Origin of the sequence: Parafrankia irregularis (assembly GCF_001536285.1) — a bacterium.
In the GTDB taxonomy this organism is placed as follows: Bacteria; Actinomycetota; Actinomycetes; order Frankiales; family Frankiaceae; genus Parafrankia; species Parafrankia irregularis.
The window spans coordinates 47,038-73,963 of the sequence record NZ_FAOZ01000033.1 but is presented as its reverse complement, the minus strand read 5'-3'; the positions used below and the strand labels follow the sequence as shown (position 1 = coordinate 73,963).

The 26,926-nt window shown below is 70.0% G+C and carries 23 protein-coding genes; 9 read left to right on the top strand and 14 right to left on the bottom strand.

Annotated elements, in window-relative coordinates:
- The first annotated feature begins 19 nt into the window (after positions 1-19).
- The 4 genes from AWX74_RS32055 to AWX74_RS32040 all read left to right on the top strand — a co-directional run bounded on the left by AWX74_RS32055 (position 20) and on the right by AWX74_RS32040 (position 3,501).
- Positions 20-424: an SDR family oxidoreductase gene (locus AWX74_RS32055; protein WP_242666508.1), complete on the top strand. Its 405-nt coding sequence runs from the start codon at positions 20-22 to the stop codon at positions 422-424.
- Positions 421-1,398 carry an NAD(P)H-dependent amine dehydrogenase family protein gene (locus AWX74_RS32050; RefSeq protein WP_091284379.1) on the top strand — a complete coding sequence of 326 codons (978 nt, stop codon included), beginning with the start codon at positions 421-423 and terminating at the stop codon, positions 1,396-1,398. Before AWX74_RS32055 ends, AWX74_RS32050 begins: the two co-directional genes overlap by 4 nt.
- A 156-nt stretch (positions 1,399-1,554) precedes the next feature.
- Positions 1,555-2,412 (top strand): SDR family NAD(P)-dependent oxidoreductase, encoded by an 858-nt coding sequence (locus AWX74_RS32045; RefSeq protein ID WP_091284378.1) that lies wholly within the window; start codon positions 1,555-1,557, stop codon positions 2,410-2,412.
- A gap of 57 nt (positions 2,413-2,469) precedes the next feature.
- Entirely contained in the window at positions 2,470-3,501 is a 1,032-nt protein-coding gene (locus AWX74_RS32040; RefSeq protein ID WP_091284376.1) for an NAD(P)H-dependent amine dehydrogenase family protein, read from the top strand.
- Positions 3,502-3,625: 124 nt separating this feature from the next.
- Here AWX74_RS32040 and AWX74_RS32035 read toward each other — a convergent pair whose 3' ends face one another.
- The 6 genes from AWX74_RS32035 to AWX74_RS32010 all read right to left on the bottom strand — a co-directional run bounded on the left by AWX74_RS32035 (position 3,626) and on the right by AWX74_RS32010 (position 11,544).
- The gene (locus AWX74_RS32035; RefSeq protein ID WP_091284374.1) at positions 3,626-4,999 is read right to left on the bottom strand and encodes a M20/M25/M40 family metallo-hydrolase; all 1,374 of its coding nucleotides are present in this window, start codon (positions 4,997-4,999) and stop codon (positions 3,626-3,628) included.
- A 27-nt stretch (positions 5,000-5,026) separates the two neighbouring features.
- Positions 5,027-6,298 carry an FAD-binding protein gene (locus AWX74_RS32030; RefSeq protein ID WP_091284373.1) on the bottom strand — a complete coding sequence of 424 codons (1,272 nt, stop codon included), beginning with the start codon at positions 6,296-6,298 and terminating at the stop codon, positions 5,027-5,029.
- A gap of 241 nt (positions 6,299-6,539) precedes the next feature.
- Positions 6,540-7,475, bottom strand: a complete 936-nt coding sequence (locus AWX74_RS32025) for an SCO6745 family protein (protein ID WP_226931373.1) — start codon at positions 7,473-7,475, stop codon at positions 6,540-6,542.
- The gene (locus AWX74_RS32020) at positions 7,472-7,705 is read right to left on the bottom strand and encodes a helix-turn-helix transcriptional regulator (protein ID WP_226931372.1); all 234 of its coding nucleotides are present in this window, start codon (positions 7,703-7,705) and stop codon (positions 7,472-7,474) included. Before AWX74_RS32020 ends, AWX74_RS32025 begins: the two co-directional genes overlap by 4 nt.
- An 8-nt stretch (positions 7,706-7,713) precedes the next feature.
- Positions 7,714-8,148, bottom strand: a complete 435-nt coding sequence (locus tag AWX74_RS32015) for a hypothetical protein (RefSeq protein ID WP_091284369.1) — start codon at positions 8,146-8,148, stop codon at positions 7,714-7,716.
- A gap of 165 nt (positions 8,149-8,313) precedes the next feature.
- Positions 8,314-11,544, bottom strand: a complete 3,231-nt coding sequence (locus AWX74_RS32010) for an FG-GAP-like repeat-containing protein (RefSeq protein WP_091284367.1) — start codon at positions 11,542-11,544, stop codon at positions 8,314-8,316.
- 939 nt (positions 11,545-12,483) lie between these two features.
- Here AWX74_RS32010 and AWX74_RS32005 point away from each other — a divergent pair.
- On the top strand, positions 12,484-13,461 hold the full coding sequence (locus AWX74_RS32005) for an SRA domain-containing endonuclease (protein ID WP_226931370.1): 978 nt from the start codon (positions 12,484-12,486) through the stop codon (positions 13,459-13,461).
- Positions 13,462-13,727: 266 nt separating this feature from the next.
- On the opposite strand, the gene AWX74_RS32000 is transcribed toward AWX74_RS32005, so the two are convergent.
- Complete coding sequence (locus tag AWX74_RS32000; protein WP_091284365.1) at positions 13,728-15,179, bottom strand: YhgE/Pip domain-containing protein; 1,452 nt, start codon at positions 15,177-15,179, stop codon at positions 13,728-13,730.
- 789 nt (positions 15,180-15,968) lie between these two features.
- On the opposite strand from AWX74_RS32000, the gene AWX74_RS31990 reads away from it, so the two are divergent.
- Positions 15,969-16,478: a hypothetical protein gene (locus AWX74_RS31990; RefSeq protein WP_091284364.1), complete on the top strand. Its 510-nt coding sequence runs from the start codon at positions 15,969-15,971 to the stop codon at positions 16,476-16,478.
- 208 nt (positions 16,479-16,686) lie between these two features.
- On the opposite strand, the gene AWX74_RS40945 is transcribed toward AWX74_RS31990, so the two are convergent.
- A complete protein-coding gene (locus AWX74_RS40945; RefSeq protein WP_226931369.1) occupies positions 16,687-17,580 on the bottom strand; it encodes an SgcJ/EcaC family oxidoreductase in 894 nt (297 codons plus the stop codon).
- A 130-nt stretch (positions 17,581-17,710) separates the two neighbouring features.
- Positions 17,711-18,646, bottom strand: a complete 936-nt coding sequence (locus AWX74_RS31975) for an NAD-dependent epimerase/dehydratase family protein (protein ID WP_311984648.1) — start codon at positions 18,644-18,646, stop codon at positions 17,711-17,713.
- A 113-nt stretch (positions 18,647-18,759) separates the two neighbouring features.
- Here AWX74_RS31975 and AWX74_RS31970 point away from each other — a divergent pair, with 113 nt between their 5' ends.
- A complete protein-coding gene (locus AWX74_RS31970; RefSeq protein WP_091284361.1) occupies positions 18,760-19,716 on the top strand; it encodes a GlxA family transcriptional regulator in 957 nt (318 codons plus the stop codon).
- Between the two features lie 38 nt (positions 19,717-19,754).
- Here the strand turns inward: AWX74_RS31970 and AWX74_RS31965 are convergent, their stop codons facing one another.
- Genes AWX74_RS31965 through AWX74_RS31955 form a run of 3 tightly spaced genes read right to left on the bottom strand, consistent with a single transcriptional unit; the run spans position 19,755 to position 23,129 of the window.
- Positions 19,755-20,432 (bottom strand): hypothetical protein, encoded by a 678-nt coding sequence (locus tag AWX74_RS31965; RefSeq protein ID WP_091284360.1) that lies wholly within the window; start codon positions 20,430-20,432, stop codon positions 19,755-19,757.
- Positions 20,419-22,020: a vWA domain-containing protein gene (locus AWX74_RS31960; RefSeq protein ID WP_091284358.1), complete on the bottom strand. Its 1,602-nt coding sequence runs from the start codon at positions 22,018-22,020 to the stop codon at positions 20,419-20,421. Before AWX74_RS31960 ends, AWX74_RS31965 begins: the two co-directional genes overlap by 14 nt.
- Before the next feature lie 5 nt (positions 22,021-22,025).
- Positions 22,026-23,129 (bottom strand): hypothetical protein, encoded by a 1,104-nt coding sequence (locus AWX74_RS31955; RefSeq protein WP_091284356.1) that lies wholly within the window; start codon positions 23,127-23,129, stop codon positions 22,026-22,028.
- A gap of 538 nt (positions 23,130-23,667) precedes the next feature.
- On the opposite strand from AWX74_RS31955, the gene AWX74_RS31950 reads away from it, so the two are divergent.
- Positions 23,668-24,234, top strand: coding sequence for a hypothetical protein (locus tag AWX74_RS31950; RefSeq protein ID WP_091284355.1), 567 nt, complete (start codon positions 23,668-23,670; stop codon positions 24,232-24,234).
- Positions 24,235-24,252: 18 nt separating this feature from the next.
- Here the strand turns inward: AWX74_RS31950 and AWX74_RS31945 are convergent, their stop codons facing one another.
- Together AWX74_RS31945 and AWX74_RS31940 are read right to left on the bottom strand one after the other, a co-directional pair.
- Positions 24,253-24,894, bottom strand: coding sequence for a DsbA family oxidoreductase (locus tag AWX74_RS31945; protein ID WP_091284353.1), 642 nt, complete (start codon positions 24,892-24,894; stop codon positions 24,253-24,255).
- A gap of 110 nt (positions 24,895-25,004) precedes the next feature.
- Positions 25,005-25,811 carry an SDR family NAD(P)-dependent oxidoreductase gene (locus AWX74_RS31940; RefSeq protein WP_091284351.1) on the bottom strand — a complete coding sequence of 269 codons (807 nt, stop codon included), beginning with the start codon at positions 25,809-25,811 and terminating at the stop codon, positions 25,005-25,007.
- A 160-nt stretch (positions 25,812-25,971) separates the two neighbouring features.
- Between AWX74_RS31940 and AWX74_RS31935 the strand changes: the two genes are divergently transcribed.
- Positions 25,972-26,889: an AraC family transcriptional regulator gene (locus tag AWX74_RS31935; RefSeq protein ID WP_091284349.1), complete on the top strand. Its 918-nt coding sequence runs from the start codon at positions 25,972-25,974 to the stop codon at positions 26,887-26,889.
- Positions 26,890-26,926: the final 37 nt, after the last annotated feature.

Genomic DNA, 26,926 nt, shown 5'->3' with positions numbered 1-26,926 from the left:
CACCGCTTCGCGTGGTCCAGTGGACGACCGGAAACGTGGGCCGGCGAGGCTCGCGGCGCGGCGGGCGGACCGGCTGGCGGCGGTGGCCGCCGAGATCAGGGCACTCGGCCGGGAGCCGCTGTCCGTCCCCACGGACATCACCGACGCGGGCGCCTGCCAGCGCCTCGGCGGCTGGGGTGTCCGGGTGAACGGGGTCTTCCTCGGCCCGGTTCTGGGAGAGAACCTGGAGCGTCTGGGAGCCGGCGCGGCGGCGGCGGGCACGAGCGTCGAGGCGTGGCTCAGGACGAAAGCCACGGAGATGCCGCTGGGGATCGTCCCGTCGCCGGACCAGTGCGCCGGAGCGGTGCTGTTCCTCGCGTCCGACCTGGCCAGTGTCGTCACTGGCCAGCATCTCGCGGTCAACGGAGGTCAGTGGCTGTCATGAGCACCTCAACCGAAACCGGCTTACCCGGGCGCACCTACCGGGTCATCCAGTGGGCGACGGGCTCGATCGGCCGGATCTCGATCCGGCACGTCGTCGACACCCCGGGCTACGAGCTGGTCGGGGTCTACGTCACCAGCGCGGAGAAGGTGGGGGTCGACGCGGGGACGCTCGCGGGGATCGACCCCGTCGGCGTCGCGGCGACCGGCTCCGTCGACGACGTCCTCGCGTTGGAGGCGGACTGCGTGAACTACGCGCCGCTGTACGCGGACGTCGACGAGATGTGCCGGATCCTGCGGTCGGGCAAGAGCATCGTCACGCCGACGGGCTGGGTGTTCCCGGCCGGGCTCGCGAACCAGGAGCCGGTCGCGCGGCTCGCCGCGGCCTGCCGGGACGGCGGCAGCTCCCTGTTCGGCGCGGGCATCCACCCGGGCTTCTCCGGTGACCTGCTGCCGCTGACCGTCGCTCGGCTGTGCACCCGCGTCGACCGGGTCACCGTTCAGGAGGTCGCGGACCTCGCGCCACACCCGTCGCACGCGATGAACTTCGACGGGCTGGACTTCGACGTCGCGGTGGCGAAGACGGACCTGACCGTGCGGTCGGGCGAGATCCCCGCCGGAACCGTCGGGGGCATGCGCCACGAGTGGATCGCCCTGGCCGGCGGCCGGCCCGTCATCGTGTTCCGCAGCTTCTGGAAGATGTCCGACGACCTGGAGCCGAACTGGGGCTACGGCACCGTCAAATACTCGGTGAGCATCGAGGGCGAGCCGTCGACAACCCTCACCCTCGAACCGTCCCGCAGGCACCCGACCGGGGACGAGGGTTACTGGGGCCGGGTGTGGACGGCGATGAACGCCGTCAACGCGATCCCGGCCGTCTGCGCCGCCCCGCCCGGGATCCACACCCATCTGGACCTGCCGCTTGTGCGCCCGGTGGGTCTCGTCCGGCCCGAGCCGGCCACCGTCGTGCGGTCCTGACCCCGCCGCGTTCTCATTCCAGCCAGCGCATCAGCATTCCAGCCTGCAGCGCACCAGCGTGGACCGCACCAGCCTGCAGGGCATCAGCCTGCAAGGCATCAGCCTGCAAGGCATCAGCGTGCCGCTCGTCGGCGCCGACCGAATGGTGGGAGAAGCATGTTCAAGCACAGGTACGGGCCGTGGGCCTTCATCGCCGGCGCGTCGATGGGCATCGGCCGGGCGCTTTCCCTGGAGGCGGCGGCCCGTGGGCTGAACGTCGTGATGAACGCCCGCGGTGCCGAGACGCTTGCCGCGACCGCCGCGGAGGTGCGGGCGACGCACGGCGTGCAGGTGCGCGAGTTAGCCGCGGACCTGACCGATCCGAAGATCGGCGAGATCGTGGCCGCGGCGACGGACGATCTGGAGATCGGACTGTTCGTGTACAACGCGGCGGTGGCGCCGATCGGGCTGTTCCTCACCCATCCGCTCGAGCTGCAGCTGCGGTCGGTGCAGGCGAACTGCGCGACGCCGCTCATCCTGCTCAACCTGTTCGCGCCGAAGATGGTGGCGCGCGGCCGGGGTGGGATCTCCCTGGTCAGCTCCACCGGCGGCACGCAGGGCGCCGTCACCAGCGCCACCTACAACGCGGGCAAGGCCTTCGAGTGGATCCTCGCCGAGTCGCTGTGGGGCGAGCTCGGCGACCACGGTGTGGATGTCACCGCGATGCTCGTCGGTGCGACCGCGTCGCCGAACTTCAACGCCTTCAAGGACACCCTCGACCCGGAGCTGTGCAACCGGGCCGACTCGGAGGATCTGCTCGACCGGATGCGCAACGGCCTGTTCAACCCGGCCGAGCCGGAGACGGTGGCCACGTCGCTGTACGACGGGCTGCCGAACGGGCCGGTGACCTGGGCCAAGCCCCTCGACGAGTGGATCACCACCCGGTCGCTGGCCATGCCGCGCGGCGAGGTCACCCTGACCTGGCGGGCGCTCATGGAGACCTCGACCCGCCCGCCCGAGCGGCAGGCCCGGTAGGCCCGGACCCGCGGAGACGGAGACGAAGACGAAGACCTCGAGGAGACGGTGATTTCGATGAGCAAGCTGCGTGTCGTTCAGTGGACGACAGGAAAGACGGGGACCGCCGCTGTCCGCGGGCTGGTCGGGCATCCGGCGTTGGAGCTGGTCGGCTGCTACGCCTACTCGCCGGAGAAGGTCGGCAGGGACGTCGGCGAGCTGGCCGGGATCGCGCCGATCGGCGTCACGGCGACCGACGACGTCGAGGCGCTGCTGGCGCTGAAGCCGGACTGCGTCGCCTACATGGCCTACCGGCCGGATTTCGACCAGCTCGACCGGATCCTGTCAGCCGGGGTGAACATCGTGTCCACGATGTACATGCTCGCCGGCGCCGGTTACGGCGAGGACGTCCGCGACCGGCTCGCGGCGGCCTGCGAACGCGGCCGGTCCTCGCTTTACACGACTGGCGTCTACCCCGGGCACATGGGAATGACCGTGCTGGCGGCGAGCGCGATGTGCACCCGGATCGACCGGATCTCGATGCTGGAGTCACTCGACATGAGCGGCTATGCCAATGAGCGGATGTTCCGCGCGATGAGCATCGGGCTGGACCCCGACGACCCGGCCGCCCCCGGCATGATCGAGGTCAACTGCGGGTCCTTCAAGGAGCAGATCCGCGTCCTCGCGCAGGCCCTCGCGATCGAGCTCGACGAGGTCCGGTTCACCGCCGAGTTCGCCGCCGCGACCGACGACGTCGACTTCGGATTCATGAAGCTGGAGAAGGGCCAGATCTCGGGCTTCAAGGGTGTCATCGCCGGCATTTCCGGTGGCCGGTCGGTGATCGAGTGTCGCTTCGTCTGGAAGGTTGGCGACCAGATGACGCCGAACTGGCCGGTCGAGGACGGCTACGTCCTGGAGATCGAGGGCGACCCCGGTGTCCAGGTACGGCTCGCGCCGATCGGCAGCGCCCACTTCGCCTCGGCCGGGCCGACCGCGATGCCCGCGATCAACGCGATTCCCCATGTCGTCGCCGCGGCCCCGGGCATCGTCAACCACGGCGACCTGCCGTTCGTCACCGGCCGCCACCTGCTGAACCGCGAGAACGTGTAGCGCCTTTCGACCCTGAGCCAACACCGTAGGCCGCAAACTCCTGGTCGCCCGGGTCACCGTCTGCGGCGCGCCCGGGCGCCGACAGGGTCGGCGAGGTCGCCCGCGGCGGCAGGATCGTGAACCGTCAGCATGACAAGAGGAAGCGGTACAGGACGCGGGTGCCGAACTCGAGCGCGTCGACCGGAACCCGTTCGTCGACGCCATGGAACAGGGCGGTGAAATCGAGGTCGGGGGGCAGCCGCAGCGGCGCGAACCCGAACGTGCGAATACCGAGACGCTGGAACGACTTCGCGTCGGTCGCGGCCGGAAGCAGGTAGGGCAGGATCCGCGCACCCGGATCCTCGCCGACCAGCGACGCGGCCATCGCGTCCACCAGCGCGCCACCGAACCTGGTCTCAACCGCGGGCAGGCTCGCCCATTCGCATTCGATCTCCGGCCCGAGAACAGCCTCGACCTCCGCCCGGAACGCGGCCTCCCGACCGGGCAGCACGCGGCCGTCGACGGTGGCCCGCGCCACTGACGGCACGACGTTCGACTTGTAGCCGGCCTCGAACATCGTGACGTTGGCCGTATCCCGCAGCGCAGCTCCCACCAGGCGCGACAGGCCACCCAGCCGGGCGACCGTGGCCTGCGGGTCACGCTCGTCGAACGGATGCCCGGTCAGCTCCGCCAGGCCCTGGAGCAGTTCGCGCACCGGTCCGGTGAGGACGAGCGGAAACCGGTGCCCGCCGAGCCGGCTGACCGCGGCGGCGAGCTTGACGACCGCGTTGTCCTCGTTCAGCAACGAGCCGTGGCCAGCCGTTCCACGTGCTCGTAGCCGCAGCCACACCGAGCCCTTCTCCGCGGTCTGCACCAGATACACCCGAGGTCCGCCGGGTGTGCCGTCCCGCTGGGCGCCGAGCGTGACCGAGAACCCGCCGACTTCGCCAATCGCTTCGGTGGCGCCCTCGAACAGCTCCGGGCGGTGCTCCACCAGCCACCGGGCGCCCTGAAACCCGCCGGCTTCCTCGTCGGCGACGAACGCGAAGATCAGGTCGCGCGGCGGGCGGGCGCCACCACGCCGCAGGGCGCGGGCGACGGCCAGCATCATCGCCAGCATGCCCTTCATGTCGACCGCGCCGCGCCCCCAGACGTAGCCGTCCCGCACCTCGCCGGAGAACGGGTGCACGGACCACTCGCTCGCGTCCGCCGGAACGACGTCCAGATGGCCGTGCACCAACAGCGCGCCGCGCGCCGGGTCGGCACCGGGCAGCCTGACGACGACGTTGCCACGCCCCCGGCCGCCCGACTCCACGTAGGCCGGCTCGTACCCGGCCTCCGCCAGCCGCGCCGCCACATACTCCGCGGCAGGCTGCTCGGAGCCTCTCCGTTCCGCGTCGCCGGTGTTCGTGGTGTCGATCGCGATCAGCTCGCTGGCCAGCCGGACCACCTCGGCGACCGCGGCGCCGACCACCGGCTCGGCTCCCCCGGTCGACGCTCCCGCAGGCGTGGTCACCATGCCCGCATCATCCCGTCGAGGGCCTGGTCAGGTCAGGCCCAGCGTGTTCGCCAGGAAGGTGTTCCGGAAGACACCGGTCGGGTCGTGGCGTTCGGCCAGCGCGGTGAAATCAGCGACTCGTGGGTAGGCGGCGCGGATCGTCTCCGCGGGCAGAGTGAAGATCTTTCCCCAGTGCGGGCGCGGCTCGAAGGGGGCCAGTTGGCGTTCCACCGCGGCGACCGCGCGGGTGACGGCGGCTTCGGCCGGCCGCCAGGTGAAATGCAGGCTGATCGCCGCGCGGCCGTGGGTGGGGCTGAGCCACAGATCGTCGGAGGCGATCGAGCGCAGTTCGCTGACGTGCAGGGCTGGCCGGATCTGCTCGCCGATCTGGTGGATCGCCTCAACCGCCGCGGCGGCGCGGTCGCGGGAGACGAAGTACTCCGACTGCAGCTCGTTTCCGGCGCTGGGGGTGAAGCCCGCCCGGAAATGCGGCAGTCGTTCATGCCAAGGGCCGGCAACGCCAAGCTGTCGCGTGGTGTGGATCGGGTCGAGGCCGCATATCGGGTGGACCGGATGGAGCAGTGCTCCGGCCCCGAACATCTCCCCCGGCGCCGGAGCGGCCTCGTCGACCGCATCGACCCGCTGCTTCACCCACAGCAGGGATGAGTCGGAGCACCAGGTCGTGAAGACGCTGACGCTGTAGGCCACGGCGAAGATCTCGTCGAGATGGTCCAGCAACGCGGCGCGCGCCAGGCCCTGGTAGACGTTCTGACGAACACGGAACGTCGGCACGATCGCGAGCGTCACCGCCACGACCACCCCCAGCGCACCGAGTGCGACGACATGACCGGCGAAGTCGCGGTCCACATCCCGGCGAACCGTGACGACGTCACCCAACGCGGTGACCAGATCAAGCGCGACGACGGAAGTCGCCAGATTCCCGTTACGGTCACCGGAGCCATGCGTCGCCGTCGCACACGCACCGGCGACACAGATGTGGGGCAGCGAGCCGAGGTTCCGCAGCGCCCAGCCCCGCGCGTCCAGCTCGCGGGCGAGATCGCCGTAGCGGGTCCCGGCACTCACGGTGACCTCACGCGCGTCGGCATCGAGCCGGAACAGGGCAGGCAGCCGGGTGGTCGAGATGAGCGTCCCCGCCGTGTCCGCGATCGTGTTGAACGAGTGACGTGTGCCGACAGGCCGGGCCTGATCACAGGCGGCCACGATCTCGCACAGCTCCTCGACGGACGTCGGCGCGGCCCACCGTTCTGCCCGGTAGACGATGTTCCCGGCCCAGTTGGTCTCGTCCGAGCCCTCACGCATCGCGCATCCTCCAGGTTCTGCCGCGACGAGCACGCCGGGATGACCGGGCCATCACCACCGCTGCTGGTGCCCCCGCTGCTGGGGCCGCCGCCGGTGGGGCCGCCGCCGGTGCCGATGGATATCGTTCCACCCCGACCGCCCTGCCCCCGCGACGATCGGGCCCGTCTGACGGTCAGCCTGCCGTGCTGGTTACGCATCGGGGGGCGAGGCCGAAACCGGTCGCCGCCACGGCCGGCGTCGGCTACCCCGAGATCGGTTCGCGTGGATCGGGCACACCGATCGGGTTCGGCCACCGCAGCAACGCGGCGGCCCGGCGCGCGACGGGAGCCAGGAGCGCCGCGCAGCGTTCGACTCCGTCGGTGCCGAGCTCGTCCCAGACCGAGGCGGCTACCCGGTCCGTCGTCGTCTCGATCGATCTGAAGGCGGACAGCGACGCCTCCGTCGGCCGGCCTGCGGTACTGAGCCAGCCACGGGCGCGCAACCTGCCGGCGGCGGCCGTCCACTCGTCGTCGGACCAGCCGCGCACGCGCTGGAAGTCCTCCCTCCCGACGCCACCCATGCTGGCCCTCCAGACGGCGGTCTCGACACCGTCAAGACCAGCGGTCACCAGAGCAGCCACATGACCGTCACCTCGATGCTCACGCAGGATCGTCGTGGCATGCCAGACGACGCCGAGCGGATCCGACGGCCAGCTCAGGGCCGCGTTCGCGGCGGCGAGGACGCGGCCCGCGACCGGGGCGTGCTCGGCGGCGGCCCGCAGCAGACCGGCCAGCTCGGTCAGGTCGGCCGGCTCGGAGAGATGAGCCGCCTCGCCCGGACCAGGCTGCCCCAGCACCTGGCCGAGGGCCTCGCGAGCACCGGCGAGCCGCGCGTCCAGCGCCTCCGCGGGCGTGATCCTCGTCCAGACCTCCGGCAGCGCCCGCGAGACCATCGCCGGCGCGAACCCGAAGAAACATCCGACGACGGGCCCCGCGCCAACCGGGCCGAGCGGCGCCGACCGCCCGGCGAAATAGCCGCGCCAGAAACCGCGCAGGCCCGCGCGTTCGAAGGCCCCGGCGCAGGCCGGCGCGAAGTACGTGACGGCATGCACCGGCTCGAACAGCCGCCACATCCGCCGGGCCACGGTGCCGCCCGGCACAGCCTCGGGCGGCGGGCCCTCGTCCGACGGGCGCTTCATCGACGCGTGCCGGACGCGGCAGGGCGGTCGGGACCGTCGGCGCGGTCGGCGCGGTCGGGGAAGAAGATCTCCTCGATGGTCAGCTCGAAGATGTCCGCGAGGGTGAACGCCAGGGGCAGGCCGGGGTCGTAGCGTTCGGTCTCGATCGCGTTGATGGTCTGCCGCGACACCTGGCATCGGTCGGCCAGGTCCGCCTGGCTCCAGCGGCGCTCGGCCCGCAGAGTGCGCAACCGGTTCCTCACCGATGCAGGCGGGTGCGCACGTCCGCGACGGCGAACCAGAGCCCCACGCCACCGATGACGATCGCCTCGCTGAGTGGGCGCAGCCCGACGATGTCGGTGGCGTCGAGCAGGACGGCGACCTGCAGACCCACGAGGACGGCGGCGAAGGCGATCGCCATGCTCTCGAGCTGGATCTTGCGCTGATACTCGTCGGCCCGACGGAAGGCCCGCACCAGTACCCACACGACGGCGAGGGTGAAGGCGGCGGTCACACCAAGCCACCAGCCCTTGTCTGCGGCGCTCTGGTCAGGCGAGCTGCCCAGCGCAAGCGCGATCATCCCGAGGAGAGAGACCGGGATGCCGTCGATCATGATCGCCCTGCGGGCGTCGCGCGTCATGTTGTCCTGGCGGGTCTCGTCAACCATGTCCCGAACGTAAAGCTCGCTTTCCATCTAGTCAAGCTCGCTTGTCATCCCCGCACGTCGCCCGACCGCGGCCGCCTGGGCGGACGTCGCGGCGCTGGTCGGTGCGGCGCTGGTCGGTGCGATGCGTTGCTGCGAGCGCTGGAACCCGGGCGTCTCCTTCTGGAGAGGATCTCCGCCTGCGCCGGGCCGCGGTCAGGCGTCCACCTGGTTGCCGCCCCTGTTGAGCCAGGCGCGGACGGCGCCGTTCGTCGGATCGACGACGAGGTAGTCGTCGAGGCCGTCGCCGGAGATGTCGGCGAGGCGGACCTCCACCGGGAAGTTCATCGCGACGCCGTAGGCGACGAGCTTCTTCGCGGACCACAGGTTGTCGAAACCGCCGAGGTTGAACCAGCCGTGGAGCAGGTTGTTCTGCCCGGGGTCACGCAGGACGTAGTCGGCGCGGTCGTCGCAGTTCATGTCCCCGAACACGGTCCGCTCCGTGACGGCGATGGTCCCCTGCGGCTGCGCGATCACGACCTTCGCGGCCCAGCCGCCGCCGACGTCCGTGCCGTTGTTCTTCCAGGCGCGCACGGAGTGGTCGACCGCCACGAGCAGGTAGTCGTCGTCACCGTCACCGTCGATGTCGGCGAACTGCACCTCGTTCCCGGCGGCCCCCGACGGTCCCTGGGCGATGACGCCGAGCCCGGCCCAGGCGGTGATGCCGTTCGCGAAGGGGTTGTTGTTGCGCCAGCCCCGCACCCGGCCGTTGGCGGTGTCCACCACGAGGTAGTCGTCGCGCCCGTCGCCGTCGATGTCGGCGAACACGACCCGCTCGCCGGCGGCCGGGGACACGCCGTCGGCGACCCGACCGATCTTGATCCAGGCGTTGGTGCCCCGGTAGGCGACGTTGTCGTTGCGCCAGGCCTCGACCTCGCCCTTGGGCCCGACGAGGAGGTAGTCGTCATCCCCGTCGCCGTCCAGGTCGGCGAAGGTCACCGACCTGGCGTTGGACGCGGCGTCGGCCAGGTGGTTGCCGTACACGCCCTGGCTCCTGAGGCCGTTCTGCCAGTCGTCACGCGTCGCGACCTCGTCGTTCTCCCACCAGGTCACGGTGCCGTCCGTACCGAGGATGAAGTAGTCGACGTCCCGGTCGGCGTCGGCGTCGGCGAACTGCACCGCCGTGCCGCCCGTACCGGTGCCCGCCGCGATCTTCCCGATCGAGTCCCAGCCCGCGCCCAGGTCCTCCGCCACGTTGTCGTTGGTCCAGGCCTCGGTCGAGCCGTCGGAGTGCACGACCAGGTAGTCGGCGTCCAGGTCGCCGTCGATGTCGGCCAGGCGCACCTTCGAGCCCGGGTTCCCGGTGCCCGCGGCGATCCGGCCCAGCCCGGCCCAGGCGCTCTTCCCGTTGACGAACACGTTGCCGTTGAGCCAGGCGTTGACCGACCCGTCGGCGTTCACCACCAGGTAGTCGTCGTCCAGGTCGCCGTCGAGGTCGGCGAACACGACCCGCGCGTCGGCGGCGGCGCCGGTGCCGGAGGCGACGACGCCCTTCGACGTCCAGGCGGAGCTGCCGTTGATCCAGGCGTCGTCGTTGCGCCACGCCTCGACGGAACCGTTGATGTGCAGCACGAGGTAGTCGGCGTCATGGTCGCCGTCGAGGTCGGCGAAGCGGACCTGCGGCCCGCGACCGGCAACCCCGTTGCCGGAGGCGACCTTGCCCCGGTTCTCCCAACCACCTGTGATCCTGGTCCACAGGTAGACGGCGCCGGTGTCGGTGACGATCGCGTAGTCGGTCCTGCCGTTCCCGTCGAAGTCGGCCAGGTGCACGTCGCCGATCACGCCGGCGCTGGAGCTGTCGGGGTTGATCGGGCCCTGCGCGATCCGGCCGAGCGCCTCCCAGCCGCCGCCGGGAACCGCGCACGTACCGGCCTCGCCGCCGCCGGAGCCTCCGCCCGAGCCGTCGACGGCCGCCGGTTCGCTCACCCAGCCGTACTCCAGCAGCTTCCGGACGGCGCCGTCGAACTGGACCGCCATGTAGTCGTAGCCGGCGTCGTTCGGGTGCAGCCGGTCGTACATCATGGCGTCCGTCATGGGTCCCATCTCGGCGAGCACCAGCTTCTGCCCGCCCTCCTGCCGGTCCGCCACCAGCGACCGCACCGCCACGTTGTAGGCGTTGCGCCGCTTCTGCGCCTCCGTGTCGCCCTTCACCGGCACCAGCGTCGCCACCACGATCGCCACCCCCGGCGAGGCCGCCCGCAGCCCGTCGATCAGCTCGCCCAGCCGGGCCGGCGCGCCCGCGACATCCAGGTCCTTCTGGATGTCGTTCGTGCCCGCCATCAGCGTCACGACGTTCGGCCGCATCGACGCCGCGTCGGGGACCGCCACGTTCGCGATCTCGTCGATCACCGCGCCCCGCCACCCGTTGTGGTTCCTGTCGGACATGGTCCCCGACGAGTTGGAGCCCACGAAGTCCAGCGTCAGCACCGTCTGGCTCAGGGAGTCCCACAGCTCGTCCCGATAGCCGTTCTCGTCCGACGACCCGACGCCGTAGGTGATCGAGTCACCCACCGGCATCAGGCGTATCCCGGACAGGACCGACGCCGCGCCCGCCGCGTCCCGGGCGATGCGTTCGAGGATCGGCGCGAGGTTCTGGAGCTCGAGGCCCGCGTCCTCCAGGGCCACGCCGGCGCCGCCGGTCCACCAGCCCGCCAGCGTCTTGCCGACCTTGACCGCGGTCCGGCCGATCGCCGCGAAATAGCCGGGCAGGTCGTCTTTCGCCCAGTTCTTGATCCAGGTTTCCCAGGCGTAGCCGGCCGCGGCGCCGATGACGGTGGAGACGATGATCTTGGCCCACGCGTCGAGCGTGCCGAGCTTCTTGTCTATCGCCTGCACCAGGAACTGCCCGGCGAACCCGCCGATCGCGCCGCCAATGGCCGCGCACAACGCGCCGGCCACCGCCGTCCCCCCGATGCAGGCGGCACGCACCACCATGCCCAGCCCGGTGCCGAGAGCGATCGCGATGGTGTGAAACAGCGCGCTCACCTGGGTGCTTACCTCGGCCGCGGGGATGGTCACGCGCAGGACGGTGTCCGTCACCTCGACGACGCCGTCGACGTCCGGGTAGGCGCCGACATCGGCCGCGCCTCCCGGCAGGTCCGTCGGAAGCGCGAGCAGATTCTGCTTGAACACGTCGCTCAGCGACCCCTGCCGGGAGTTCTGCTCGGCGACGAGATCCTCCAGGAAGGCGCGGTCCACATCGTCACCGAGCTCCACCTCGACAACGATGTCCTGGGGCGTGACCCCCGCGGCGAGGTCCTCCAGGGCCGCCGCGAGCGTGATCGCGCCGACCCCGTCGATCACCATCGACTCGTTCGGCCCGGCCAGCTGGGCAGTCTCCGCGACCGGATGCACGGCGCCGGCGCCGAGCGCGACAGCCACGACCATGCCTACGGCGATCCGGCGGATGCGCGTCAGCGTTCCCCTCAGCCGAGGTCCTACCTGAGAACGGCCGTCCATTCCTGGGCGCTCCCTGCCTGGAGTCCGTACCGGACCACCCTGGCGGGCGCCGGAACCGAGCGATCGCCGGAGCACGACAGGCACCGACCACCGGAAACAGCTCGCGCAGACTATCCACTTTCAGGCATTCCCGGGAGACATTCCGGCCTGGTTCGACCTAATTAGCGCGGTACGGCACTCCGGCGACGCCGCCCCTTACCCAGCCAAAGACGCGCCCGGCGACTGCGACGCCATTCCAAGCACCACATGATCACTGCCCGCGAAATAACGACCCACCCGAACATGGCGAGGACACGGAGAATTTGATGAAGACTGAAAGTCCGAAGGATGAACATCAAACCCTGCGCATGGTGCAAACATCGGGTCAGCAGTTGGACCGATCGGCCCCTTCTGTCTGGACCGCCGCCTCCTCCGACCCCCCGGATGCCGGCGGGCCGGCCTGGGCCAGGAGCGAGGCGGTGAAGCCGGGCGGGATCACCGCGGTCGCGTAAGCCCGCCGGGGAACGTAGACCGTTCGACCTCCGGAAGGGCGACTGGTTCCACACGGAGCCACTCTCCATACACCACAACTCCTGGACGCGATCATGCTGAACTCGCCAATCTCGCGGGTGGCACGAGAGGCGATGTTCGCGTAAGCGGGTTCGACAGAGACCGGCCAACCCGACGTCGAGCCGTTGACCTGCAGGTTTAGGTTCGAGCAGCCAAGCGATCAGACGATCATGGGCAGCATCGGAACAAACACCCACCGTGCACGGGCGCGGACGTCGACTGACGAACCGAAACCACTTTGCAAAACAGAGGTCTGTTCGTGCGTCGGTAGCGACATCCAGGCATCACACCAAGGGGCACGCGCCGTACGGTTACACAGTGGATATCGATTACGCTTTAAGCGCTTTGGCGGCGCAGGCCACCGGTGTGCGCGAGACCGCTGACGTGTTCTGGGAGATCCAGCCGGGGGTGGTCGCGATGCGGCGCGACATCCACGCGCGGTACGGCGGTCGCAGACAAGGCGGTATCGGTCCGTCCCGGACCACGCCCAACGTTCTGATCTTCGTCAATCCGGAGCGAGGGAGGGCACATGGCTACTTCGATGGGTGGGGCGACGATGGCTGCTTCCACTACACCGGGGAAGGACAGCTCGGAGATCAGCAGATGACCCAGGGAAACCTGGCCATCTTGCGCCACAGAGAGCAGGGCCGCACCCTTCGCCTCTTCCGTGCCGTCCAAGAAGGTGTCGAGTATCTGGGACCGTTCGAGGTGGACCCTGACCGCCCCTGGTATACCAGCGAAGCCCCCGAGACCGGCGGCGGGCCGCTTCGGACGGTCATCATGTTCCGGCTACGCCCTGAGGGACCCGTCCAGCCGTTCGACGCGCCCCTTCCTGCGACCCCCACTGCGGCCGGCCGTGTCACCTCTATACCGGTAGAGGCGTCGAATACCGAGCAGTACGGAATGATTGGCCCAGAGGAGCCGACCACCGCTTTCCGTCGGGAGGCCGCGCTTGTCCAGTCCTACGCCGAGCATCTTCGGTCACTCGGTCACGAGGTGTGCAGAAAGCAGATCGTGCCGCCTAACGAGATGCGACCCCTGTTCACTGATCTCTATGACGCGACGGCCGGCGAGCTCATCGAAGCCAAAGGCACCAGCACACGCGAGGCTATCCGCATGGGCATAGGCCAACTCCTCGACTACCAACGCTTCATAGATCCATCCCCGCGTCTAGTCCTTCTTGTCGACTCGAAACCGCGCCCGGACCTGCTACACCTTTGCTCCACCGTGGACGTCAGCGTCGTATGGAAGGCCGGCAACGACTGGCAACGGAACGCATCCCTGAGATTGCCCTGAGGCGCCAGTCTCGGTGATCGCGGTGGTCATCACGACGTCGTAGGCCTCATCGGTGGTCCTGGTTGGGTACATAATCCGCGGCCGCGGTTTCGGAGACCGGCTCAGAGGTCGCGGTATAGAAGGCTCGAATCACCTTGGCGTTGAGGTCGCACCACATCTCCGACCCCCCGACTTTGACCACCGAACTTTGTGACGGTAGCGAAGAGGCGGTCTCAGTCGCACCGGTGACCATCCGCTGCACGGGGCCCGGAGGCAGATCACGGTACTTACGGTCCGTGGGCTTCTGTGGCCTGGTCTTGGGCCCGATATTCCTGGACGGCGCGGTTGACGTAGGTGAGGAGTTCCGGGTTCATCCGGTGCAGCGCTCGGCGGTCGTACCAGCGGACGATCAGTGCGCCCAGGGCGAGCCAGCAGAGCAGCCCGATCACGGCGGACACGGCTCCGCGGGTCAGGCCCGTGTCGGCCTGGGCGTCGAAGTACAGGATGGCCCGGTCGCCGGCGAGGATCTGCCGCAGCGGCTCGGCCTCGCTGAGCAGCCGGAAGAAGCCGGGCAGCGCTTCGATGGGCACGGTTCCACCGGCCGAGGCCAGACCGGCGTAGACGAACAGCAGGAGCGCGACCAGCTGCCCGGGGGTGCCGAGCGCCGCGAAGAGCACGATCGTCCCGGCGGCGACACTGGCCGCGCACAGCCAGGAGAAGGCCCACAACAGCAGCGGATGCGGGGCGTCCATGCCCACCGCGCCGGCTCCGATCGCGATCATCAGGCCGGTGACGACCGCGGTCAACGCCGCCGCCATCACCCATTTGATCAGCAGGGTTCGCCAGCGGCTGATCGCCTTCGGCTGGAGCTGGGTCCAGCGGGGGCCGACCTCGGAGGTGCCGTAGCCGAGGGCTGCGTCCACCGTGGAATGCAGGAGGGTCCCGACGAGGAATCCACACATGAGGGTCAGCAGGGCCAGGTAGAAGGCACTCAGGCCGAGCGCGCTGTTCGCGGGCGGAGGGTGGAACTGGCTGGTGGTGACCGTGACCGGGTTCGCCAGGAACGCCTGCGTCGCCGCGCCGCCAGCGCCCGCGCCCTCAGTCGCCGCACCGCCGGTCGTCGCGCTTCCGGCGCCGGTCGAGGCCCCGGCCGTCGTGTCGGCCGCCGCGGTGAGCTGAGCACTGATCGTCCGGGAGGCGGCGGCGAGGGCGGGCTGCAGGACACCGCTGGCCAGGCTCACTCCGAGCGTGCTGGCCCGCGGGTTGGTCAGCAGTTGGACCGATCGGTCTCCTGCCTGGGCAGCCGCGCCCCCCGACGCCCCAGCTGCCGGCAGGCCGGCCTGGGCCAGGAGCGAGGCGGTGAAGCCGGGCGGGATCACCACGGTCGCGTAGGCCCGCCCGCGGCTCATGGCCCGTTCTGCCTCCGGCAGGGTGACGGATTCCAGCCGTAGCCGGCGGGACACCTCCGGGCTCGTCCGCAGACCGGCCTCGATACGCGCACCGATGTCGAGGTGCTCTGCTCCCAGCGTGGCGCCGCGGTCGTTGTTGACCACCTCGACCGGCAGGCCACGCACATGGCCGAGGGGGTCGACCGCCGACGCGAGGTACAGCGCGGTCATCGCCGAGACGACGACCGAGGCCAGGATCAGCGGCAGCACCCACACCGCGCGTTCCCGCAGCAGGTCATGAACCCGAACCGGGAAGTCGTCCCGCGGCGGCGTTGCGTCCTTCGGAGCCAACAGACTGTCTCGTTTCGCTCAGTCCCCCGTGGGCCACACGGTATGTGGCCGCCAGCAGCCGCTGCGAGTACACCAGGGAGTACTGGACGATCTGTGCACGATCACTGAACCAGGCGATCCCGTTTCGGCCGCTCTTTGGCAATGGCGCACCGGATGCGCGGCTTCCTCAGGTAGAGGAACATCGCGCAGACAAGCCGTCAGATGTCGTTGCGACTAGAACGGACCCATCATCCACGCAGTTTGGCCCGATGCGTTCCGTGCGGCCTGATGCGAATCAACCGAAGTGGAATCGACTCCTGCCCTCAGCATGTCCTGCGGGGTGGCTCGCAGCCGCCGGACCGCCCGTCCACGCAGGACGAGAGCCACGAAGACGAAGAGCAACAGGAAACCGATCAGTACGAGCCCCATGGCAAGCCTTCCCTCTGTTACGGCTGAATTCGAGGTTTCCAGATCTCGCGGCCGAAGACAACGACACGGACCGGAATCCGACAGGGCCCGCCCGAGATCCCGCCGGCAGGCAACCCTGATCTCGTGCACTGGTCGCCGATATCGCCGACGGCGGCCGGGACCAACACGAACGCCGCTGGATGAGCGCAGCCCCGGGCCCTCCGGCCGCAGCCGGCGTCGCGTCTGAACACCGCCGTCTGCGGGCCGCGTGGGCGGGAATCCGTCAGGGTCCCCGATCCCGGCGACCCAGGCCTCACGACGATCGGGCCCGTCCCACGAGGCGGCATGAACGCGACAACCGTGATGTAATTCCGGCACTGACCATCCTCGTTGGGAGGGGTGTTGGGCGGGATTGTCGAACCGCTGATCGCCTCGCTGGGAACTCTCGTCGGGGTGGCCACCGGCGGGATCATCGCCGGCCGGGCGCAGACCGTCACCTGGCGGCGGGAGGAAGCCGGCCGCGAAAGGGACACCCGCCAGTCGGTCTATGCCAGGTTCATCTCCTCGGCTCGCGAGTGGCGCGCGGTCGTGCAAAGCGATCAGGTGGTTGTCCGGGAGGGCGGCAACGTCGCCCGCGGGCGGCATGCGGACGGCGGCCCGGCGCAGGTGGAGACGCTCAAGCTGCAGATCGAGATCAGGCTGGTTGCCCGCCACCGGGAGACCGTCGACCGGTCCGCGGAGGTCGTCGACGCCATCCGCCAGGTCGCGAAGGCGCGTCCCGGCCACGAGCCCGGGCAGGTTCCCGACAACCTGATCGCGGCCTGCCGGCAGGCGGAGCGCGATTTCCTCGACTCGGCCCGGGCTGAGCTGGGAATCCCACCCGTCGACGCAGGGCCCGGGCAGCCCAGCTGAATCTGACCGGGCCGGGCCTGGGCACATTGTTCACGGGGCGCCCGCCGCGCGGGTTGAGGAAGATCGTGGCCTCTGGCACCGTCATACCGAGCTCGCGGATCGCGGCCTGCCTGGTCCGCTGAACTGCGCCCCTCTCGCGGGTTCCGCTCGACCCGTGAGAGGGGCGATGAACCGAGGGTCGCGTTTGCTACGCGCCTGCCGGAAACGGTCAGGTCACCACGGCGGGCTGCACCAGGGTGTTCTGGCGGCGGATGATCCACCACCGCCCGCCTCGTCGCTCAAGCACATACAACGCGTTCATCTCCGGTGGCTCTCCGGCGTCGGCCGCGGAGGACGTCGCCCAGGCATTCTTGTGAGCCACCGCGATGTCTGGCGACAGGAGGGTGATGTCGGTGAGTCTGTAGTGCGCGGTCGCCGCGTGGAGCGCACCGCCGCGGGCGAGGCCCGCACGGGTTGCCGAATCGATCTCGTCATGCCCTCGCATAACGGTGCCGAGGGCGTTCGCGACGAGCGCGTCGGACGCGATATGGCGCATCATCAGCTCGGGATCGTTGGCGTTGAAACCATGCTCGATGTCAGCCATGATGCTCCGGACAGCGGCCTCGTCCTGATCGGCATTCGGGGATTCCATCTCGGCGGGAGACCTGGCATCCTCCGCATCGGTGGCATCGGTGGTGTTCGCGGGCACCGCGGTGTTCTGGCCGACGGTGATAAGCCATTGGCCGTCATGGCGGTGCCAGACATAGCTCGGGCGTCCCACCTGCGGTGGCGACAGCGGCCGACCGCCGGCCGTGAGGTATTCCTGGTTGACACCGGTAAGCACGACATCTGGCGTGATGAAACTGATGTGCTCGACGTCGTAACGCACCGACAGGTCACCCGCGAACGCGCCGGGGAGAACCTGGCGGGTGAAGGCGGCAATGGCGTCGTACCCGATCAGGCGGACGCCGCCACCGGTCACCCAGACCGCGTTCTCGTCGAAGAGAGCGAGCATGGCCTCGACGTCCTCGGCTCGCTGTGCGCGTTCGAGCTCGGCGACACGTGCCACGAGTTCCTGTGCATCGGAGGTGGGCGACTCGGGCGGGGCAATGGATGGTGTCATGACCTGAAGTCGACGACATCAAGTTCACTTGAGGTCAAGGAGTGACCGTGGGGGGCGTCCCGCGAGGGACGCGGTGTGCCTGAGGCCTGTCGTGGCCGTCAACCACGACAGGCGTCCAGCAGAGGATCACTCAGGTACTGGTGCCGTAGGCAGTGACGGTTTCGGCCAGGACGGTCTCGAGGGGGGTCGGGGCGAGGCCGAACGTCCGCTCGGTGAGCGTGGAGTCGAGCAGATCGGGCCGATCCAGGGAGTACATCATCTCGATCACCTCCTGCATGATCGGATCCGCGGCGGACAGCGCGGCGAGCTGATCGGTGGAGATCGCCGTCAGTGCGGGTGCGGGTGCCCCGGCGGCGGTCGTGAGCCGCGTGCTCAGCTCCCGTATGGACAGGGCCGCGGTGGAGGGCACGTGCCAGGCCCGTCCCCACGGGCGGTCGTCACCGGCGAGGGCCACGGCGGCCAGGGTTCGTGCGGCGTCCCCGACGTAGGACCAGGTTTTCGGGGTATCCAGGTCGCCGGGGAAGCCTGCCGGCTCGCCGCGCAGGACAAGGGGCGCCACCAGGAAGTTGTAGAGCGAACCGGCCCCCGCGCCGAGGAACGCACTGGCCCGGACCTCGGTCACGCGGGCTCGACCCGCGCGATGCGCTTCGAGCGCCTCGGTCCACATCCGGGCCCGTACCTGGCCCTTGACCGATACCGGCGCCATCGGCAGGTCTTCGGTGAAGCGACCGCTGACGATGCCGTAGCCGTAGGTGTTGCCCATCATGACGTAACCGGCGCCGGTGCGTTCAGCCACGTCCAGCAGCGCCGTCGCCAGCGGTGGGAACTCCTCCGGCCACCGGTCGTACGGTGGCACCGCGGTGTTGATCAGTGTCGTCGCGCCCTCGGCGAGGCGGCTCAGCGCGTCGGCGTCGGTCGCGTCGGCGGCGATCCGCTCGATCAGTGGGTGCTCGGGCCCGCCCCCGCGCCGGCTGACCAGGCGGACGCGTTCGCCCCGCCGGGCCAGCAGTTCGGCGGTGGGGGCTCCGGTGCCACCGGCACCGGTGATCACATGCAGCGGCATCATGTTCGGTCTTCCACTCGGCGGGCCCGCGCGGGTTCGCGGGTGCCGTCTCACCTTGCTGCCCACCGGAAACGTACGGTAGTGGCCTGAATGCCACGTAGCCCAAGGATCAGGCCATGCTTCGGATCGTCGTCGTCGCCGTCCCACCGGTCACCACTCTGGATCTCTCCATCCCGGCGGCGGTGTTCCCGGCCGCGGTGGTCGACGGCCAGCCGGGCTACGAGGTCGTGATCTGCACGGCCGAGCCCGGGATCGTGCCGGCGTACACCGGGCCCAGTGTCGTGGTGGAGCACGGCCTCGACGTGATCGACAGCGCCGACACCGTGATCGTCACGGGCACCGGAGCCCGCGCGCACGCGGGCGAGCGGGTCCTGGACGCGCTACGGCGGGCCGCGGGCGACGGCCGTCGACTCGCCTCGATCTGCACGGGTGCCTTCGTGCTGGCCCAGGCCGGGCTGCTCGACGGTCGCCCGGCCACCACGTACTGGCAGTACTCCGACGAGATGCGCCGCCGCTTCCCAGCCGTGGACCTGCGGCCCGACGTCCTGTACGTCGACGACGGGGCGATCCTGACCTCCGCCGGTCTGGCCGCCGGCCTCGACCTGTGCATTCACCTGATCCGGCGGGACTACGGGGCGGCGGTCGCCAACGCCGTCGCCCGAGCCGCGGTCGTCGCGCCGATCCGTCCCGGCGGCCAGGCCCAGTTCATCGAAACGCCACTGCCGCCGGAGAACGGCACCTCACTGGCCGAGACCCGTGCCTGGGCATCGGAACGCCTCGCCGAGCCACTCACCCTCAGCCGCCTCGCCGCCCACGCCCACACCAGTACCCGTACGCTCACCCGCCGGTTCCGGGAGGAGACCGGTCTGAGTCCGTTGCAGTGGTTGCTGCACCAGCGGATCGACCGGGCTCGTGAACTCCTCGAGGCGACGGATCTGCCGATCGCCGCCGTCGCCCGGCAAAGCGGTCTGGGAACCCCCGAGTCGCTGCGCCTGCACCTCCTGCGCCGCAACGGGCTCACCCCCAGCGCCTACCGCAGCGCGTTCACCCGCGTCGGACCGTCCCCGAGCTGACCTGACCCGACCTGACCCGACCTGACCCGCTCCGCCGGTCAGCTGTCGCCGAGGTTCAGGTCGCCCGAGGTCGGGCCGAAGCGTTCCGCCAGGAACCGGCTCTGGACGGCCAGCCGCTGGGACGCGTCCCGGGCGGCCGACGTCGTGACGTCCTCGGCGGCGGTGGCCAGCAGCGTGAGCTGCTCGAGCAGCAGTTCCCTGGCGGTGAGCCGGCCGTCGACCAGATGGCTGTCGGCGAACGCCCGGGGCAGCTCCAGGTAGGCCTCGACCGAGGTCGGCAGGTAGTCGACCACCATCCGCTCGACCACGAACGTGTCCGGGGACCCGGTCTGCAGCAGCGCCGGGCGGTCGAGCAGATCCCGCAGGTCCTGGGTGACCTTTCGGTAGGCCGCGTCGACGTCCGGCGGCAGCTGGCCGAGAAAGCGCCGGTCGTGGGCGGTCAGGTCGGCCCGGAGCGTCTGCGGGTCGCGCGGCGGCGGCAGGGCGCCCGTCGGGCGCCTGGGTGGGGGTGCGACCAGCGCTCCGATCGCGTACAGGGCGCCCACCACGAACGGCCACTCGGGGACTCCGACGACGCCGACGAAGAACAGGCCGAGCCCGCCCGCCGCAGCCACGCAGCCGGCGAGGTTCTTGGCCGAGCCGGCGTAGTCCAGGGCCCGTTCGGAGAACGAGCGGCTGGGCCCGGCGGCGCGGCCGCGTCGCCTACTGGTAGCCACGGATCTCCCTGAACACGTCCGGCAGCGACGTCGATCCGGCGTCGAAGACCGTTCCCCCGGTCACGTCGGCGATCTGCCGCAGTGCGTCCGGGTCGGCGTCGCCGAACAGCACGGTGAACGTCGGCACCGCCCGGGCGGCCGGCGACAGCGAACGGTAGTGCGCCAGGAAGTCGTCCGCCGAGGCACCGGCCGTGTTCTCGCCGTCGGTCAGCAGCACCACGGAGGTGTAGTACGACCCGTCTCGGGCCAGGTCGGCGGCGGCCCGGTCGTAGGCGGCGCCCAGGGCCGAGTAGATCGCGGTGTCGCCGCCGGCGTTGAACCCGTCGACTGCCCGGCGGAGCTCCTTCAGCTCAGGCGAGTCCGGCGAGGGATCGGTGACGGCGAAGTCCCTGATCTGGTTGACGCCGCTGTCGAACGGCACGAGGGTGATCTTCTCCCGGGCCCGGAAGCTGGTGAATCGCGCGGCCAGCGAGGAGTCCGCGCCGGTCAGTCCGATCAGGGCCGACCGCAGGTCGGAGATGCGGTCACCCTTCATCGAGCCGGACAGGTCCAGCACGAAGATCGCGTGGGTGGGGGCGCGGAAGTGGTTGAGGTAGGCCAGGATCAGCTCGTCGGCGACGGCCGCCGTGCCCGGGAAGGGCAGCTCGACGTGGGTGTCCCCGGCGGTGAACCGGGTGTCCAGCGGCACCGTGGGGGTCGCCGGCCGGCGGCTGGTCTGCTCCTGCAGCCGCTGCTGCGTGGCCGGGCTGCGCAGCCAGTCGACGACCCGCTGGTAGGCGTCCCGCCTGTCCGGGTCGAGCAGCAGCAGCGGGTAGTCGGCGGTGATGATCCCGTCCTTCGGGAAGATCAGCTCCAACGGTTCCCGCAGCCGGTTCGAGGCGTTCAGGGACAGCAGCACCGACTCGTAGTTGATCATCGCGTCCAGGCTGTCCTGCCTGTCCACGTAGGCGTCGTTCAGATAGCCGGAGCTGCCCGCGGTCAGCTTCTGCCCGGAGAAGAAGTCGGTCAGCTCCGCCGGCCTGATGTCGGCCGAGGTCAGGGCGTCGGCGGTACCGGCCAGGGCCGCCGCCACCCCGACCAGGGCCGAGAACCCGGAGTTGGACGACGCCGGGTTGGTCATGCCGTAGCGCAGGTTCCCGGCCCGGGCCGCGGCCGCGACGTCCTTCCAGGTCACGTTCGGGTTGCCGGACCAGCCGAGCCTGCGGGCCACCGACTGGCGGACACCGAGGACCACCGGCGAGCGCATGATCGAGGTGCTGGTGACGGCCGCGTCCGCGCCGCCCGGCAGCAGCCGCAGATAGCGGTCCGAGGAGAACCAGGCCAGGTCCGTACCGGCCTGGCGCCGGGAGATCCGGTCGGCTCCGTCCAGCGTCCCGGTGTAGGTGACGTCCAGCCTGACGCCGGTGTCGTGACGCAGGTCGGCGAGCAGCGGCTCGATGTCCTTCAGCTCGGACCCGGCCAGGACGGTCAGCGTGGTCTTCGGGCCGGCCCCGTCGGCCAGCGGCGGCTCCCCGCCGGAGCAGGCGGGCAGCGTGGCGGCGGCCGTCAGGGCCAGCACGAGGGCCCCCAGCCGGACACGGATGCTCATCGGCCTCAGCTCCTCGCCGGCCCGGCGATGTCAGTGATCATTTTCTCCATGAGCTCATAGGTCGGCGGGTCGACGACGTCCACCAGTTCCGGCGGCTCCGGGATCCTGTTCTCCCGGGCGAAGGCGCTGACGTAGGACCGGTCGTCGGTACGGAAGCCGTGGTGGGCGGCCAGTTTCAGGAGGGTGGCGTTGCCGGTCAGGAGGTCCCCGAGAGCCTGGCCGCCGGCGCTGAGCCCGACCAGGGTGTGCTTCGAGTAGGCCGTCGGCGACGGGTACATCAGCACCATGTCGGGTGCCGTCGTCTTCGCCGCCTGCGCCGCCAGGAACTGCGCCTCGTAGATCATCACCATCGGCCGGGCACCCATGCCGCCGCGAAGGTAGTCCTCGAACGGCCCCTCGCTGGAGCTTTCGGTGTAGCCCTGCTTGGTGAAGGCAGGGGCCAACTGCCCGGCGATCGCATCGGCGGTGGCCGAATCGGCGACGATGTCGTTCTTGTTCGCCACGTACGACAGGAGCGCGAGGTACATGGCGGCGGAGTTCGAAGTGCGCAGGTCGGTGGACGTGATGAGCACCGACTTGTCGGTCGGGAACACCGTGTTCCCGTCCAGCTGCGACCACCGGCGGCTCTGTTCCACCAGGTCCAGATACCTGGCCATGTCGAGCTGGTAATAGCTGTCGCCGATTTTCTTCGCGAGATTGTTGGCGACCAGCAGATCGGCGAGCTTCTGGAAGGTCCCGATCGCCATCGGGCTGAAGAACGGCACGTAGCTGCGGCCGCGCGTGTCCTCGGCGATCCGGTTGCCCTGCGGGGCCCCGGACGGGAAGGCGAAGTCGTAGGCCTTGGGATCCTTGTTCACCCGGTCCACGATGTCGCGGGAACCCGCGTAGTCGACCTCGACGCGGTAGCCGGCGTCGGCGAGCGCCTTCACGACAGCAGGGTCGTCGAAGAAGGGCTTCTTCTCGGATCCGGCGATCCCCCGGAGCACGGTCAGATCGCCGCTGCCCTCCCCCGGTCCCGACCCCCGGCGGGAGACGACGACCGCAGCCACCACTCCCACCAACAGCACCGCCGCGAGCACCAGACCCACGGCCCGGCGCGCCCCGTTCATGTCGTCTCCCCCAGCCGTGCCACGCACGCTCGCACGGGATTCCAGCCTCGCCTCCCGTGCCACCACAAGGACGAATCCGATGATGCCGGGAGAGGCTTCGCAAAACCTCCGCCGATCGTCAACCCGACTGCAGGGAGGCGAAACTCCACCCCGGGTTCATCCCGGCTTCGTGTGCCGGCCACCTGGATGCCGTTTCAGGCCGGATCACGCCGTTGGCGGTGTCGCCGGAGAGACAGCGTTCGCCGAACGGTCGGAGCGCCTCGGCAACTCGGCCTCTTCGGGCTCCTCGGGCTCCTCGGGCTCCCGTTCTCGAGCTTCCGGGACGGGTGAAGGGCGTTCAACGGTCCTCACCGGATGCGCCCGTCGGAAGCTCCGCGAGCTTGCCACGGACGTTCTCCCGCGGCGTGCCGTGGCCCGCCGGGTTCCCTTTGGTCGTCCCGGCCCTGATGATTAAATAAAGGAAGAATCCGTCGGGGGGACGGAGCCGCCGAACATCTTTCCGACCTCTCCAGTCTCCCTTCAGGTCTCGAGGGAGATCATGGCAGAAGGCTCCGGCAACCCGGGCAGCGTTCTGATCATCGCTGCCGCGGTCGTCACCGCCATTGGAACGCTGATCGGGGGCCTGGGCGCGGCGGGAGCTTTCGGCGGGGGTCGCCGCAGTCCCATTACTGTCTCGCCGGTCGCCAGCCAGTCCACGGTCACGACGACACCGGCGACCGATTCACCGACCTCCCCACCACCGACCACGCCACCGACGACCAGACCAGCGAGGACGACGGCACCTGCGCCCGCGGAATCATCCGCCCCGTCGACGCGGCAACGGGCTTCGATACGCCTCGTCTATGAAGGCGACGTCTTCGGCTGCGGCCTGCAGTTGGCTGTGCGGGTCGGCGGGCAGACCGTCTTCCCGTCTGGCCGCAGCTATGTCGTGGAGAACGTCCGGACGGGAGAACAGGAATACTCCGTCCAGGGCACGATCTCCTGCCCGACCGCCGGCTTCTGCCAGGCTTCCGGAACCGGCACGATCGACGTCGTCGACGGCGAGTCCTACCGGGTTGGATGGCTCAACGTCGCCGTCGGGACGTGCACGGTCACACTCACGTAGCGAGCCTGCCGCGTCCGGTCAGGACCCGACCGGGGACGACGCCGCGCGCAGGGTTTCGAGGATGGTCTCGACCGGCTGGGCGCCGGAGATTCCATAGGTGCGGTCGACGGCGTAGAACGGCACACCGCTGATGCCGAGCGCGCGGGCCTGGCGGATGTCGTCGCGGACGCCGTCAGCGTACGCGTCGCTGTCGAGGACCTCGCGGGTTCCGTCGGCCGGCAGGCCCGTCTCGGTCGCGAGCCGGACGAGCGTGCCCGGGTCGTCGACGGCCGCGCCGTCCGTCAGGGTGGCGCGCATCAGGCGTTCCTGCATCGCCGCGGCGAGGCCGTGGGTGGCGGCGAAGTGCAGCAGGCGGTGCGCGTCGAAGGTGTTGGCGGTGACGGCCCGGTCGAGGTGGTAGGTCAGGCCCTCCTCGGCCGCCAGTGCGCTGACCCGGTCGTTCATGGCCCTGACCTCCGGCGCGCTGACGCCGTACTTGCGGGCGAGCATCTCGGAGGTGGGGATGTTCTCCCCGCGTGGCTGCGCCGGATCCAGCTGGAAGCTGCGCCAGATGACCTCCACGTCACCGGCGTGCTCGTACTGGCTGAGCGCCTTCTCCAACCGCCGCTTGCCGATGTAGCACCACGGGCAGACGATGTCGGACCACACTTCCACCTTCACGATTCCTCACCCTACGGCGCGGTACGGCCTGATCCGGCCTGCCTCGACGGCGGTGCCGCGGCACCGGAGGACGTCACCAGCCGGCGACTACCAGGATCGCGACCAGGCTTTCACAGGTTGTAGCCTCCGGAGACCTCGATGTCCTGGGCCGTGATCCAGCGGCCTTCCTCTCCGAGCAGGGCGGCGATCGCCAGGCCGATGTCTTCGGGTTCACCGAGGCGCCCGAGGGCCGTTCTGGCCGCGATCGGGGGGATCACCTCGGGGTGGCGCGCGAACGCGTCGTCGGCGATACGGGTACGGGTGGCGCCCGGCGAGACCGAGTTGACCCGGATCCCGCGCGCACTGAGCTCCTTGGCGAGGTAGCGGGTCAGGACGACCAGGCCCCCTTTCATCTTTCCGTAGGCCGAATAGCCGGCTTCCAGTCCGGAGAATCGGGCCGCGTTGCTCGTCGTGTTGATGACGGCGCCGCCGTCAGCCAGCAACGGAAGCAGGGTCTGGGTCAGAAAATAGGGGCCCTTCAACAGCACCCGCACGAGCTCGTCGAACATCTGCTCGGTGGTGTCCTCGAACATCGCCATCTGGCCGAACCCGGCGTTGTTGACCAGGAAGTCGAAGCTCTCCCGCTGCCAGGTCTCGCGCAGGGCCGCGGCGACGGAGTCCCGGAAGGCCGGGAAGTCCGCCGAGCAACCGACGTCCAGGGGCAGCGCGACGGCCGTGCCGCCGTCCTTCTCGATCATTGACACGGTCTCCCGCCCGCCTGCCTGGTTGCCGTGGGAGGTGAGGATGACTCCTGTGCCGCGCCGGGCGATCTGGATGGCGGTGCTGCGTCCTATCCCGGAGCTCGCACCGGTGACAACTGCTACCCGCGGCGCGGGCCGGGCGGTCGCGGTGGCATTGAATCCGTGACTGACAGACATGGCTGCGCGGTCTCCGTGTTTCGGGGAGCTGTCGGATGCCCCAGGGATGTCGACCAACCCATGGAAACACCGCTACCTGCGAAAACGTTAAGCAGATACTCGCGACCTCTTGCACGATCCTACCGAGACGGCGACTTTCGTCTGGTGTTCTAATCGGGTCATGGACCTTGGCGAGCTGCGTTCCCTGATCGCCCGGCACGCCCGTCCGGACATGACGACCGCCATCGACAGGGTCCTCGTCTCAAGGGTCGAGCACTCGACCGAGCCGGCGCCGGCGATGTCGGGCACGGTGCTCGCCCTCGTGGCGCAGGGCGCGAAGCGGATCGCGCTGGGTGACCGCGTGTACGAGTACGGCGCCGGGCAGTACCTCGTCGCGTCGGTCGACCTGCCGATCACCGGCCAGTTCGTCGAGGCGAGCCCGGATCGGCCCTCACTCGGATTCGGTCTGGTCCTGAACCCCGCCACGATCGCCGAGCTCCTGCTGCGGGCCACACCGGCGGACGTCCCGCCCACCGGTGGCGGCGCACCGTCGGGGATGGCCGTCAGCGACGCACCATCGGAGCTCGTCGACGCGGTGGTGCGGATGCTGCGCCTGCTCGACCAGCCACGCGACCGAGCCGCGCTGGCACCGTTGGTCGAGCGGGAGATCCTCTGGCGCGTGATCACCGGCGCGCAGGGCGCCGTCGTTCGCCAGCTCGGCCTCGCCGACAGCAGCCTCAACCACATCGCCCGCGCCGTCCGCTGGATCCGGGACCACTACACGCAGTCGTTCCGGGTCGAGGATGTCGCGCGGCAGTCCGGCATAAGCGTGTCCGCTTTCTACCGGAACTTCCAGGCTGTCACCGCGATGAGCCCCATCCAGTTCCAGAAGCAGATCCGGCTGCAGGAGGCCCGGCTCCAGCTCATCACCCACCCGGGCGACGTCACGGGTATCAGCCACCGCGTCGGCTACGACAGCCCGTCGCAGTTCAGCCGCGAGTACCGTCGCCAGTTCGGTCTGCCACCCAGCCAGGACGCCGCCCGCCTGCGCCACCTGGCGCGGTGCCCCGCACCCGCACCCGCACCCGCCCTCGTCTGAGGCTCCGCGCCGCGGCACCCCCGCCGCTGCGCGGCTT

Bases quoted from the DNA above. Each gene is read 5' to 3' on its own strand.
- AWX74_RS31960 (WP_091284358.1), bottom strand. From the start codon at position 22,020: ATGAGCATCCGTGTCCGGCTGGGGGCCCTCGTGCTGGCCCTGACGGCC.
- AWX74_RS40945 (WP_226931369.1), bottom strand. From the start codon at position 17,580: ATGACACCATCCATTGCCCCGCCCGAGTCGCCCACCTCCGATGCACAG.
- AWX74_RS32045 (WP_091284378.1), top strand. From the start codon at position 1,555: ATGTTCAAGCACAGGTACGGGCCGTGGGCCTTCATCGCCGGCGCGTCG.
- AWX74_RS31940 (WP_091284351.1), bottom strand. From the start codon at position 25,811: ATGTCTGTCAGTCACGGATTCAATGCCACCGCGACCGCCCGGCCCGCG.
- AWX74_RS32040 (WP_091284376.1), top strand. From the start codon at position 2,470: ATGAGCAAGCTGCGTGTCGTTCAGTGGACGACAGGAAAGACGGGGACC.
- AWX74_RS32030 (WP_091284373.1), bottom strand. From the start codon at position 6,298: ATGCGTGAGGGCTCGGACGAGACCAACTGGGCCGGGAACATCGTCTAC.
- AWX74_RS31950 (WP_091284355.1), top strand. From the start codon at position 23,668: ATGGCAGAAGGCTCCGGCAACCCGGGCAGCGTTCTGATCATCGCTGCC.
- AWX74_RS31970 (WP_091284361.1), top strand. From the start codon at position 18,760: ATGCTTCGGATCGTCGTCGTCGCCGTCCCACCGGTCACCACTCTGGAT.
- AWX74_RS32015 (WP_091284369.1), bottom strand. From the start codon at position 8,148: ATGGAAAGCGAGCTTTACGTTCGGGACATGGTTGACGAGACCCGCCAG.
- AWX74_RS32025 (WP_226931373.1), bottom strand. From the start codon at position 7,475: ATGAAGCGCCCGTCGGACGAGGGCCCGCCGCCCGAGGCTGTGCCGGGC.
- AWX74_RS32050 (WP_091284379.1), top strand. From the start codon at position 421: ATGAGCACCTCAACCGAAACCGGCTTACCCGGGCGCACCTACCGGGTC.
- AWX74_RS31955 (WP_091284356.1), bottom strand. From the start codon at position 23,129: ATGAACGGGGCGCGCCGGGCCGTGGGTCTGGTGCTCGCGGCGGTGCTG.
- AWX74_RS32010 (WP_091284367.1), bottom strand. From the start codon at position 11,544: ATGGTCGTGGCTGTCGCGCTCGGCGCCGGCGCCGTGCATCCGGTCGCG.
- AWX74_RS32035 (WP_091284374.1), bottom strand. From the start codon at position 4,999: ATGGTGACCACGCCTGCGGGAGCGTCGACCGGGGGAGCCGAGCCGGTG.
- AWX74_RS31935 (WP_091284349.1), top strand. From the start codon at position 25,972: ATGGACCTTGGCGAGCTGCGTTCCCTGATCGCCCGGCACGCCCGTCCG.
- AWX74_RS31975 (WP_311984648.1), bottom strand. From the start codon at position 18,646: ATGATGCCGCTGCATGTGATCACCGGTGCCGGTGGCACCGGAGCCCCC.